Origin of the sequence: Pseudomonas sp. Z5-35, assembly GCF_051131945.1 — a bacterium.
In the GTDB taxonomy this organism is placed as follows: Bacteria; Pseudomonadota; Gammaproteobacteria; order Pseudomonadales; family Pseudomonadaceae; genus Aquipseudomonas; species Aquipseudomonas marvdashtae.
The window spans coordinates 585503-597840 of the sequence record NZ_CP071640.1; the positions used below are offsets into that span (position 1 = coordinate 585503).

Sequence of the window (12338 nt, forward strand, 5' to 3'; positions counted from 1 at the left end):
CAAAGTCGGGCATGTTACAGGCTCTAGCGCTCGAAATAGCCAATGGCAGGTAAAGCCAGCGCTTGCCAGGCCGCTGCCCGCTGCGTTTGCGAAGCGTTGAGCCAGAAACCGTCCTGGCAGACCAGCTGTTCGATGGGCGCTTGCAGCAAAACGTCCAGCGAGAACGCCTGCACCGAGCCCGGGTCTTCAGTGTCTTGCGCTTCCCATTCCCGCTCGAAACAGCGTATTCGCAGCTGACTTTCATCAAAGCCCTCGAACAACGGTCGATTGCCCAGCCATTGCGGATGAACCCGCACCGTGCGGTCCTGGACATCAAGCAGCAGCAGTTGCCAGCCCCGGTAGCTTCCACACTGTTCTGTCACGTCGGTTGCCATGCGGGTCAGGGCCAGGTAACGGCCATCCGCCGACCAGATCATCGAGGGCGCCAGGTCAACCAGCGCGCAACCTGACGCCGTCAGCAGATGCCCTCCAAGACGGGGCGTACCGGCACGCACCCAACTGTCGGCGTATTCCGTCTCGCTGCCGAACAGCCAGGCGGCATCCTGATGATTTGGCGCGGGCTGAATGAAGTCGCCGTCGGCGGTGGCCGCTTGCGGGCGATCGACCAGGCGCCACGGGGCGACGAGGTTCAATTGGCAATCTTTCGGCTGCAACTGCATCGTCTCGTAAAAAAGCCGGGTTCGCTCGTCAGGACGAAAGAAAGACGAGTCGTTGCCGATCGCTGGCGCGGCGACGCTGAAGCGCTGCAACGGAGTGGTTTCCACGTCGTTATCAAGACGACCTGCGATCACCGCCAGACTCAACCGTCCATCACGAAAATCGAGTATTCGCTCTACCCACATCGCGGGACCCTGCAGAAGACGCCGGCCCTGCACGTCCGCGACCACCCCATGGGTGGCGATCTTCGACGACTCTTCAAAAGGCAGCAGCGCCAGGTAGCGCCCGCAATCAGAGACCCGGTGATCCAGGAACCAGCTCCCCGGCAAGGTCCATTCTCCGATCTGGCAGCGATAACCACCCAGCCCTTCGCGATTGTCGCAAAGCCAGGTCAGGCGAGCCCTTACTCCGTCCAGCAAAGGTTGCGTCTCGATGGACGAGTCGCCTCGCCGCCCCTGGCTGTCCAACGGCATCACAATGGCCATGCGGGTCAGTTTGAATTCGGCGACCTGCACCCGACCTTGGGCGTCATGACCGGTCTGGGCCTCGGTATCGCTGTGGATACTGTCCAGGCGGTAGCCATACCGGCCGGAACCCGGGCGCGGATAGTCGAGGTACGCGCCGATACGCACATGGCTTGCATCGAGGCTCAACACGTCATGCCAGTAGAAAGAAGGCTCGGCGGCGGCGCTTACCCAAGGTGAGGGCAGGGCGCGCCAGCCGCTGTCCAGTTGCCATAGCCAATACTGGTCGCCCTCTGCATCGTTGGCCTGCTCGCGGGCCAGGCACACCAAGGTGCGGTGATCGGTGCCCCATATCAACGGCGCATCGCCGGCCATCGCCAGCCCGGACGGTTGCCCGTTGACGCTGACGGCATAGCGCGGCGAGTACAACGGCTCCAGCGGTTGGTCCAGATCGCGAAAGGTCGAGGGCAACAAGATGTGGCCCTCTAGGCAGTGTCGCCCATCGGCAGAGGATCGCGCGAAGGTGTGCGCGATATTGTCCGGATGCCAGCCAGGCTCCAGCCAAAGGTCCGCGACGGGAATCAGGTCAGTCACCTCGGCGGTTTGTAGCAGCTCATCCAACCGGGCCTGGCGCACGCTGTTGTCCACCAGTGGGCTATGGCGGCCGCTCAACTGCTCGAGGTCCATGACGTCCAGCTCCCAGAACTCGCTGTCGGCACAGCGGTATACCTTGCGTTGCTGGCGGTCGAGGACCACCAGCCCCCATTCCTGCCGGGACGGCACGGGCGCTGCAAAGTAACGGCCGTCATTGGAAAACACCGCCGAAGCACCGAGCCCTTGCAAAAGCACGCCATCGGGAAACAGATAGTCGCAACAGACAGGGCCGCCCATGGCGATTTCGCCGTGGTTGAACACCCGGATCGGCTCGCCCTCGGGCGTCAGCTGCGGCTCGTTTCCACCCCAGGCGCTCGGACCATTCTTGGGCGCCGACGCTGGCGCCAATCCGAGGCGCCGCTCCCAGCTACTGACGCAAGCGAGCCCGGCCACGATGCCGACAATCGCCACCAAAATCCCCCACCATTCAGGCAACGCTCGACCCAGGCTGAAACCCAGGCCAAACACTGCCCCGACTGTCAGCCGGGCAACGCCTCGTCCCACCGCAGAGAAACCCAGTCGCGCAGCGAGTCCCATCATCAATCCGAGGAACACCACCGCCAGCAAAGCCAGCGGGGGCGGCAGTATCGTGACAAAAAAGGCTGGCACCACCAGGATGCTGAGTTGCCAGAAAAGTTCGAGGAAGAGTCGGGACAGGCTGGGGCTGGCGATGATGGGCGTCTCGATGGGGGGCGTGGGAATTTTCGATTGTAAGTGAGTGAAGGCAAAAAAAAACGATGGCGTGGGTTGGATTTTCCACGCCCTGGAATGACAAAAGCCGCGCAATGCGCGGCTTTCGAATTGGTGGGCCCACACGGACTCGAACCGTGGACCAAAGGATTATGAGTCCTCTGCTCTAACCAACTGAGCTATAGGCCCTCAGTAGGCCGCGGATTATAGCGACGGTTTCTCGGCTGTGCTATCCGAATAATCCGATACGGTCACATGCAGAAACGTAGCGGCGAACTCTTCGGCGCACAGGGGCAGGCTGACGATGTAGCCCTGGATTTGTTCGCAGCCTTCCTCAGCGAGGAATTGCTGTTGGGCCAAGGTTTCGACGCCTTCGGCGATGATGGTGAATTGCATGCTCCGGCCCAGGGCGATAATTGCCCGGACGATGGCCGCATCGTGAGGGTCATCGGGCAGGCCGCGGACGAAGGACTGGTCGATCTTGAGGATGTCCAGTGGCAAGCGCTTGAGGTAGCTGAGGGAGGAATAACCCGTGCCGAAGTCGTCGATGGCCAGTTGCACGCCAAGTTTTTTCAGTTGGTGCAGCACCGCCAAGGCTTCCTCGGCCTGGCTCATGATGAAGTTTTCAGTAATCTCCAGTTGCAATAAGCCAGGCTCAAGATGGTTTTCCCGCAATAGCTGCTCGATGCGGCCCAACAGATTGGGTTGGCGCAGTTGGACCCCCGCCAAATTTACGGACAGCGGGCCGAGACTGTCGTGGCTGCTGTTCCACTCATGAAGTTGCCGGCAGGCGGTTTCGAGCACCCAGTCGCCGATCTGCAGGATCATGCCGTTTTCTTCGGCCAGCGGAATGAAATGCTCAGGCGGTACGTCGCCAAACGTTGGATGAGTCCAGCGAATAAGCGCTTCGGCGCCCACCAGCCGGTTGTCGATGAGGCTGATCTTCGGCTGGAAAGACAATGACAACTCGTTGCGCTCTATCGCTCGTCGCAGTTCGTGTTCCAACGCCACGCGCTCACTGGCTTGGGCGGTGAGGTCGCGGGTGTAGCTTTCCACCCGGTTGCGGCCCTTGGCCTTGGAACGGTACATCGCCGCGTCGGCATTCTTGACCAGCGTGGCGACGTCGCAGCCGTCCTGCGGATACAAGCTGGTGCCGATGCTGGCGCTGATGAAAAACTCATGTTCACCCGCCTGGAAAGGCGCGCCAAAACAGCTAAGGAGTTTTTGGGCGATATGCTCGGCATCGCTGGGCTGTTGCAGGCCGGGCAGCAGGATGATGAATTCATCGCCACCCAGGCGCGCGACGGTGTCGATATCCCGTAGCTGCTCACGCAGGCGCACGGCAATGCCCTTGAGCAGCAGGTCGCCGACCGGGTGTCCGAGACTGTCGTTGATGTGCTTGAAACGATCCAGGTCAAGGAACAATACCGCGCCCTGGCCGCCGTTCTCCTGCTGGTTGTTGAGCGCTGTCAGCAAACGACTTTCGAACAAGGTGCGATTCGGCAGGCCGGTAAGCGGGTCGTGATGCGCTTGGTAATCGAGGCGCGCCTGGGCGTGTTTGAGGCTGGAGATGTCGGCAAAAACCGCGACGAAGTGGGTGATGTGCTGTTCCTGGTTGCGCACGGCGCTGATGGTCAGCCAACTGGGATACAGCTCGCCGTTCTTGCGTCGGTTGGATATTTCTCCCTGCCAGTGGCCCTCGGCCGTCAGTTGGTGCCACATCGCGGCGTAAAACGCGCTGTCATGCAGGCCGGACGCCAGCAAACGAGGCGTATGGCCCAGGGCTTCGGTTTCGCTATAGCCGGTGATTTCGGTGAAGGCTCGGTTCACCGCGCTGATGTGCTGTTGCGTGTCGGTGATCAATACGCCCTCGGCGGTGCTCTCGAACACCGTGGCGGCCTGTTGCAGTTTTTCCTGCATGAAGTGGCGTTCGGTGATATCCCGGGCGATGGTCAGCATGCAGTCTTCGTTGCCGATGGGCAGGGGGCGACTGGACACTTCGCAGAGCCGGATCTGCCCGTCGTTGCGGCGGATATGGCAGCTGAAATCCCTCACGAAACCGTCTCGCTGCAACAGGTCGAGCATCTGTTTGCGTTCGTTGAGATCGACCCAGATGCCCAGGTCGAGAGTGGAACGGTCGACCGACAATGCGCTGTTGAAGCCGGTAATGCGGCTGAAGCCGTCGTTGACTTCAATCAGCAGCCCGTCGCTCTGCCGGGACAGCAACAGGCCATCGGGCGAAGCATGGAAAGCCTTGGCGAACTTCTCTTCGGAGGTTTGCAGCTGCTGTTGGGTTTCCTTGAGCTGGCTGATGTCTCGCACGACCACGACCAGGGCGGGCGTCGTGTCGAGATCGAAGGGTTCGGCGGAAATCAGCCCGGTGAAGACTTGGCCATTATTTCGCCGGAAGGGCATTTCAAGGTTGCGAATGCTCCCGGCCTGCAAGCGCAGCAGCAGACCAGGGCCAACGCCCTGTATACCCCAGATGTCCAGGTTGGTGGCGCTTTTGCCCACGACTTGCGCGGCAGTCAGGCCGATCTGTTCTTCAAAGGCTTTGTTGACTTCCAGCAGGCAGCCGTCATGCAGCCGTGCAATCACCAGGATGTCCGGGCATTGGCGAAACACCGAGGCGAACTTTTGCTCGGAAAGGCGCAGCGCTTCCTCGGTGTGCTTGGCTTCGCTGATGTCGATCATCAATCCGCGCATCAACGGCTCGTGGCCATGCTTGATCAGGCTGACAATGTCCCGTACCCACAAACAGCGACCGTCAGCGGTGATCACCCGGTAATCGATGCAATGGTCGCGACCGGCGAGCACTTCGTGATCGCAATAAGTCTGGGCGCGGATGAGATCGGCCGGATGAATGATGTTGCGCCAGAAGCCCGGAATGAGCCAATGGGCGAGGGGATAGCCGAGCAGCTCTTCGGCATGGGGCGACACATAACTGTAGGTAAAGTCGCTGACCCTGGCTTCCCAAGCAATAGCCGAAAGGCTCTCGACCAATCCGCGATAATGGTATTCGCTGCTGCGCAGCTCTTGTTCGAGATCGACGCGTCGGGCGATTTCCGAGCTAAGGCGGCGATTGATGCGAATCACCACGGCCAGAATACCGACCAGCAGCAGTAGTCCTGGCAGGCCGTAGACCAGCAGGTCCGACCAGAACCGCCGATAATCGCGTACGTTGCCGATCCATTTTTCCTGGATCTCAGCGATTTCGGCTGGCGACATATCCGCCATGACCTTGTCCAGGATGCCCACCAGTATGCTGTTTTCCTGCGGGACGGCCATCGCCAGCTGATAACGATAAGGCGTTTCCCCGCTCACGTAGAGCCCGTCGAGCTTGAGTTGGCGCAGGCTCCAGACACTGGATGCCAAGTCGCCCACCACGGCATCCACTTTGTCGGTCGCCAACGCCTGCAAGGCCGAGCTGACGTTGGGCAGCGCAACCAGGTTCAGGTCGGGATGATGGTTACGCAACAGTTCATGGGGGGCATAGTTTTCCACCACGGCGATTTTCAACCCGTAAAGATCTTCCAGTCTGCGCGGTTGGGCGCCGCCGTGATGGGCAAGGATGACAATCGGAAAATCAAGGTAAGGGCGCGTGAATGCCAAGTAGTTCTGGCGTTCGGGGGTGGACATGATGCCGGGCAGCAGATCGATCTTGCCCTGCGCAACCTGTTCCAGCACCACGGTCCAACTGACAGGTTCGATGGGCGTAAGCGTAACGGCCAGCTGCTCGCGGATGATTTCAACATAATCGGCAGCCAAGCCCTGGTAGCGGCCTTGGTCGTCACGAAATTCGAACGGCGGCCATGAGGCGTCGACACCCAGGCGCAGGTCGGGATGGTCCTTGAGCCAGCGGCGTTCTTCATCGGTAAGCGTCAACGCGCCGGCCGTTGCGGTCCAGGTCATCAGTGACAGCAAAAGCGCGGCCGTCAGTCTGGGCATCTACGGTCTCGTCATGGCTTGGGGAGGATGTTTCGAGTGTAGACGGGCAATAGGGAGGGGGTGGCAGCGAAGGACGTTTTATCTGCACATAACAAAACCCCCGGCAGGGCCGGGGGTTTGAAGGTCACTCGTCGAGGAACGAACGCAAGTGTTCGCTTCGCGTCGGGTGGCGCAGTTTGCGCAACGCCTTGGCTTCGATCTGACGAATCCGTTCACGCGTCACGTCGAACTGCTTACCGACTTCCTCAAGGGTGTGGTCGGTATTCATGTCGATGCCGAAGCGCATGCGCAGTACCTTGGCTTCACGTGCTGTAAGGCCGGAGAGTACTTCGCGAGTCGCTTCCTTGAGGCTCTCAACGGTGGCGACATCGATCGGCGACTGCATGGTGGAGTCTTCGATGAAGTCGCCCAGATGGGAGTCTTCGTCATCACCGATCGGGGTTTCCATGGAGATCGGCTCTTTGGCGATCTTCAATACCTTGCGGATCTTGTCCTCAGGCATTTCCATGCGTTCGCCCAGCTCTTCCGGGGTCGGTTCACGACCCATTTCCTGCAACATCTGCCGGGAAATGCGGTTGAGCTTGTTGATCGTCTCGATCATGTGCACCGGGATACGGATGGTGCGGGCCTGGTCGGCGATCGAGCGAGTGATCGCCTGACGGATCCACCAGGTGGCATAGGTCGAGAACTTGTAGCCGCGACGGTATTCGAACTTGTCCACCGCCTTCATCAGACCGATGTTGCCTTCCTGGATCAGGTCGAGGAATTGCAGGCCGCGGTTGGTGTACTTCTTGGCGATGGAGATCACCAGGCGCAAGTTCGCTTCGACCATCTCTTTCTTCGCGCGGCGGGCCTTGGCCTCGCCGATCGACATGCGACGGTTGATGTCCTTGATCTCGGCGATGCTCAGGCCGGTCTCGGCCTCCAGCGCGCTCAACTTCTGCTGGCAACGGATGATGTCCGGCTGCAGGCGAGCAATGGCTTCGGCGTATTTGCTCTTGCCTTTGGCCAGTGCGTCGGTCCAGCTTTCGTCGATTTCATGGCCCGGGAACTGGCGCAGGAAGTCGGCACGCGGCATACGGGCATCACGAACGCAAAGCTGCATGATCGCGCGCTCTTGCTGACGCAAGCGATCCAAGGCACTGCGAACGCGCTCGACCAGGCCTTCGAACTGCTTGGGCACCAGCTTGATCGGCATGAACAGCTCGGCCAGCGCCAACAGCTCGGCGATCGCCTGCTTGTTGGAGCGGCCATGCTTTTTCAGCGCCTTGCGGGTGATTTCCATCTGGTCGGCCACGGCGCCGAAACGCTGCGCAGCGATGACCGGATCCGGACCGCTTTCGGCTTCTTCTTCGTCGTCGCTGGCTTCGGCTTCGTCGTCATCGGTCTCGTCGTCGGCCTTGACGGCTTTCGGGTCGATCGGTGGCGGAACCTCGGCGGCAGGCGGCGCGATGCCGTCGTCCGGGTCGATATAGCCGCTCAGAACGTCGGACAGGCGACCACCTTCGGTGGTGACGCGGGTGTACTCGGAGAGAATATGGTCGACCGTGCCAGGGAAGTGCGCGATTGCGCCCATCACTTCGCGGATGCCTTCTTCAATACGCTTGGCGATTTCGATTTCGCCTTCACGCGTGAGGAGCTCTACCGTACCCATTTCGCGCATGTACATGCGCACGGGGTCCGTGGTGCGACCAATGTCGGTCTCGACCGCTGCCAACGCTGCGGCCGCTTCTTCAGCGGCCGCCTCGTCGGTATCGGCGTCGGCCAGCATAAGGGCATCCTTATCTGGAGCAACCTCGAATACGTTGATCCCCATGTCATTGATCATGCGGATGATGTCTTCCACCTGTTCCGGATCTGAAATATCCTCCGGCAGGTGGTCGTTGACCTCCGCGTAAGTCAGGTAGCCCTGCTCACGACCCAATAGGATCAACTCTTTGATACGAGACTGCTGTTGCGCTTTTCCGGACATAACACCCTATCCACTGAAGGTCTTGGCGGGCAAAAAACAAGCCGAGGATTATACCTGAGCTGTGACCTCACGCGCCAGTTGAGGTCGGGTTTGATGCGCAAACATTGCGGCTGAGTAAATCACGCAGTTGATTTTTCTCTTCGCTGGTCAGCTCGCTTTGGCGAGCCTTGCGCAGAAGTTGTTCCAGGTTTCGCTCGCGTTGGCGGGCGGACAAGCTAGTAATGGTGTCGAAAAACTGTTGTTCAAGGTTCTCTCCGTCTATCAGCCATTCCTTTTCGGCCAGCGCCTTCAACAGGCGCCCCTGCTCGGTACCATGCCACCGTGCGATCAACTGGAATGAGTTTAGCTTGGGGTTCTTCTGCACAGCTTCAAGGAGTGCGATCAGCAATTGTGTGTTGCTGTGGTCCTCGGCGGCGAAGTGTCCGGCGTCCTCGACTTTTTCAGCCAATTGCGGGTGGTGGAGCAAAGTGCGCAGGGCGGCCAGTGTTGGTGGTTCGACGGCGGCCGGCACGCGCGGGGCACGTGGCTGGTCGCGATCGCCCCGCTTGCCATTCTTGTCCCAGGGTTTCTTGTCCCATTTCTTGCCGCCGCTGCCGGGCTTCTTGGGCGTCCAATCCTGGGCGGGCGCGTAGTCCTGCTGAGGTTGATGATAGTCGGCGAAATCTGGCATCGCGTCGTAATCGACGCCCGGATCGTAGGCTGGCGGCGCCTCTTGGGGGGCGTTGTGGACCAGCTGGTTCATCGCTTCGCTGTTGAGGCCGGTGATTTCGGTCAGCCGCTGACGCATCAGCGTCCGAAGGTTGGCGCCGGGGACTTTATCGATCAGCGGTGCCGCCAGGGTCACCATGTGGGCCTTGCCTTCTAGCGAGCGCGGGTCGGCTTCCTCGGTCAGTTGTTGGAAAAAGTAATCGGCCAGCGGTTGCGCATGTTGGTTGATTCGCGCCCGGAACGCATCGGTGCCTTCGGAGCGCACCAGGGTGTCCGGGTCTTCGCCCTCGGGCAGGAACAAGAAGCGCGCGCGTCGTCCGTCCTGCAGGCAAGGTAGCGTCGCTTCCAGTGCGCGCCAGGCGGCATTGCGGCCGGCCTGGTCGCCGTCGAAGCAGAACAGCACGCTGGGCACGACCCGAAACAGGCGCTTCATATGCTCTTCGCTGGTGGCCGTGCCCAGGGTCGCGACAGCGTTGCGCAGGCCTTGTTGAGCCAGGGCGATGACGTCCATGTAGCCCTCGACGACGATGATCTCGTCGAGGTTGCGGTTGTTCTTGCGTGCCTCATAGAGGCCGTAGAGTTCCTGGCCTTTATGAAAAACCGGGGTTTCCGGGGAGTTCAGGTACTTGGGCTTGTCGTCGCCCAGCACACGGCCGCCAAAGGCGATGATTCGTCCGCGTGAATCGCGGATCGGGAACATCACTCGGTCGCGGAAGCGGTCGTAGCGCTTGCCGGTCTCGGCGTTTTCAATCAGCAGGCCGGCGTCGATCATGGCGCGCTGTTGCAAGGTGTCGCTGCTCAGATGTTTGTAAAGATTGTCCCAGCCGGGCGGGGCGAAGCCGAGGCCGAAGTCCCGGGCGATCTCGCCGGTCAGGCCGCGGCCCTTGAGGTAATCCACTGCGGCCTTGCGGGCCGGATGGCTTTTGAGTGCCTGGCGGTAAAAATCGGCTGCCGCCGTCAGCAGCGGGTAGAGCGGTGAGTCGGTGGGTTGGCGCGGCTTTTGCTGTCGGCCGCTTTCCTCACGGGGTATTTCCATGCCTGCGGCTTTGGCCAATTCTTCGACGGCCTGGGGGAATTCCAGGTTGTCGTGGTCCATGATGAAGCCGAGAGCGTTGCCGCCAGCGCCGCAGCCAAAGCAGTAATAAAACTGTTTGTCCGGGCTGACACTGAAGGACGGGGTTTTTTCTTTGTGAAACGGGCAGCAGGCTGTGTAGTTCTTGCCTGCTTTCTTCATTTGCAGGCGAGAACTGACCACATCGACGATGTCGGTGCGGTTCAGGAGGTCGTCAATAAAGCTCTGGGGAATTAGCCCGGCCATGGCGTTCTCATCATCACTGCGCGAAATAAGGTCCGAAACAGCAGGGCGTCATCGGTTCCTGGGTCTGAGGCACGGTAAGGCGTTGGCTCGACCGGGTCGTCTGCATCACTGCTGTCGGGAAGTGTATCTGCCGATTATCCACTGACGTTAATGGCTATCAGTATTCGACCATGTGAATGTGTTGCGCTGAGTCCGGTAACGGCCGATCTGGCCTCGGATAGCTCATCAAGCGGGCACGCAAGCAGGTGCCTTGGGCTGATCGTCGTTAGAGGAATCAGGGTGTGCTCGTCAGTAGCCTTGGAAGGCTCGTCAGAAAAGACGTGCACCGCTGGCAAAAGAGCCAGGTCTGACGCGGTGAAGCGGGTTGTCTAGGTCGCGTCTGCGGCTTTGACGAGTAAAGCATCAAGCGGTTTCCGCAAATGCCATAAGCCCGGCTTGAGGGCCGGGCTAGGCAGAAGCTTGCTACGGACGTCTGTGTATTAGTACAGACGTACGGCGCGGCGCTGTTCGCGCTGAACTTTCTTGGCGTGACGCTTAACAGCGGCTGCTGCTTTGCGCTTACGCTCAGAAGTCGGCTTCTCGTAGAATTCGCGGCTACGAACTTCAGCCAGAACACCGGCTTTTTCGCAGGAGCGCTTGAAACGACGCAGAGCTACGTCGAAGGGTTCGTTCTCTTTTACTTTGACGGCTGGCATCCAGAGCTACCTTCATTCATTACCGGGGTCAACATCCTCGCGGCAAAAGAGCACTTGAAGACGTCGGTTTTTAAGGGTTGCGGATGTTAACCCCTCATCGCTCGGAATGCAAAGCCTCTGATCGAAAACCGCTGGTCGGGGCACAACGCGGCGACTATTATGCGCGCCTTCGAATTCAGCCTCTACAAGGCGCAAACCCATGCTAGTACTGGGATTAGAAACGTCCTGCGACGAAACCGGCGTCGCACTCTACGACAGTGAGCGCGGCCTGCTGGCCGATGCGCTGTTCAGCCAGATCGACTTGCATCGAGCCTACGGTGGCGTGGTGCCTGAGCTTGCCTCCCGCGACCACGTCAAGCGCATGCTGCCCTTGATCCGCCAGGTCTTGACCGAGGCGGGCTGCGTGCCGACGGAGATCGACGCCATCGCCTATACCGCCGGCCCCGGCCTGGTCGGCGCGCTGCTGGTTGGCGCGTCCTGCGCCCAGGCGCTGGCGTTTGCCTGGGGCATTCCGGCGCTGGGTGTACATCACATGGAAGGCCATTTGCTGGCGCCGATGCTGGAGCCTCAACCGCCGGAGTTTCCGTTCGTCGCTTTGTTGGTGTCAGGCGGTCACACGCAGTTGGTCCGTGTGGATGGAATCGGCCAATACGCGCTCATGGGCGAATCGCTCGACGATGCCGCCGGTGAAGCTTTCGACAAGACTGCGAAGATGATGGGCCTCAATTACCCTGGCGGACCGGAGATCGCACGGCTGGCAACCCAGGGGCTAGAAGGACGTTTCGTATTTCCACGTCCGATGTGTGATCGACCCGGCCTGGACCTCAGCTTCAGCGGCCTGAAAACCTTTGCGCTCAATACATGGCAGCAGTGCGTCAACGCCGGGGACGACAGTGAACAAGCCCGTTGCGACATCTCCCTGGCGTTCCAGCAGGCCGTGGTAGAGACTTTGACCATCAAGTGCAAGCGCGCCTTGAAACAGGCCGGGCTCAAGCGCCTGGTGATTGCCGGCGGCGTGAGTGCGAACAAGGCTTTGCGGCTATCCCTGGAAAAAATGCTCGGTGACATGAATGGCGACGTTTACTACGCCCGGCCGGAGTTCTGCACGGATAACGGCGCGATGATCGCCTTTGCCGGTTGCCAGCGGCTGCAGGCGGGCCAACATGAAAGCTTAGCGATCAGTGTGCAGGCACGTTGGCCCATGGAGCAGTTGTCACCGCTGTGAAGCACCG

6 protein-coding genes and 1 tRNA gene are annotated in these 12338 nt (G+C 60.3%); 1 reads left to right on the plus strand and 6 read right to left on the minus strand.

Features of this window, described 5'->3' with window-relative positions; genetic code table 11:
* Window positions 1-23 precede the first annotated feature (23 nt).
* The 6 genes from J3P95_RS02775 to rpsU all read right to left on the minus strand — a co-directional run bounded on the left by J3P95_RS02775 (window position 24) and on the right by rpsU (window position 11106).
* A complete protein-coding gene (locus J3P95_RS02775) occupies window positions 24-2462 on the minus strand; it encodes a sulfite exporter TauE/SafE family protein (RefSeq protein ID WP_434581308.1) in 2439 nt (812 codons plus the stop codon).
* Between the two features lie 115 nt (window positions 2463-2577).
* Window positions 2578-2654, minus strand: a tRNA-Ile gene (locus J3P95_RS02780).
* A gap of 15 nt (window positions 2655-2669) precedes the next feature.
* Window positions 2670-6413, minus strand: coding sequence for an EAL domain-containing protein (locus J3P95_RS02785; RefSeq protein WP_434560552.1), 3744 nt, complete (start codon window positions 6411-6413; stop codon window positions 2670-2672).
* A 124-nt stretch (window positions 6414-6537) separates the two neighbouring features.
* Window positions 6538-8385 (minus strand): RNA polymerase sigma factor RpoD, encoded by a 1848-nt coding sequence (rpoD, locus tag J3P95_RS02790; RefSeq protein WP_434560554.1) that lies wholly within the window; start codon window positions 8383-8385, stop codon window positions 6538-6540.
* Between the two features lie 67 nt (window positions 8386-8452).
* The gene (gene dnaG / locus J3P95_RS02795) at window positions 8453-10411 is read right to left on the minus strand and encodes a DNA primase (RefSeq protein WP_434578785.1); all 1959 of its coding nucleotides are present in this window, start codon (window positions 10409-10411) and stop codon (window positions 8453-8455) included.
* Between the two features lie 479 nt (window positions 10412-10890).
* Window positions 10891-11106 (minus strand): 30S ribosomal protein S21, encoded by a 216-nt coding sequence (rpsU, locus tag J3P95_RS02800; RefSeq protein WP_002551877.1) that lies wholly within the window; start codon window positions 11104-11106, stop codon window positions 10891-10893.
* 199 nt (window positions 11107-11305) lie between these two features.
* Between rpsU and tsaD the strand changes: the two genes are divergently transcribed.
* Window positions 11306-12331: a tRNA (adenosine(37)-N6)-threonylcarbamoyltransferase complex transferase subunit TsaD gene (gene tsaD, locus J3P95_RS02805; RefSeq protein WP_434578784.1), complete on the plus strand. Its 1026-nt coding sequence runs from the start codon at window positions 11306-11308 to the stop codon at window positions 12329-12331.
* Window positions 12332-12338: the final 7 nt, after the last annotated feature.

Excerpts from the sequence above, each read along its gene's own strand:
- J3P95_RS02785 (WP_434560552.1), bottom strand. The coding sequence starts at position 6,413 with ATGCCCAGACTGACGGCCGCGCTTTTGCTGTCACTGATGACCTGGACC.
- rpoD (WP_434560554.1), bottom strand. The coding sequence starts at position 8,385 with ATGTCCGGAAAAGCGCAACAGCAGTCTCGTATCAAAGAGTTGATCCTA.
- dnaG (WP_434578785.1), bottom strand. The coding sequence starts at position 10,411 with ATGGCCGGGCTAATTCCCCAGAGCTTTATTGACGACCTCCTGAACCGC.
- rpsU (WP_002551877.1), bottom strand. The coding sequence starts at position 11,106 with ATGCCAGCCGTCAAAGTAAAAGAGAACGAACCCTTCGACGTAGCTCTG.
- tsaD (WP_434578784.1), top strand. The coding sequence starts at position 11,306 with ATGCTAGTACTGGGATTAGAAACGTCCTGCGACGAAACCGGCGTCGCA.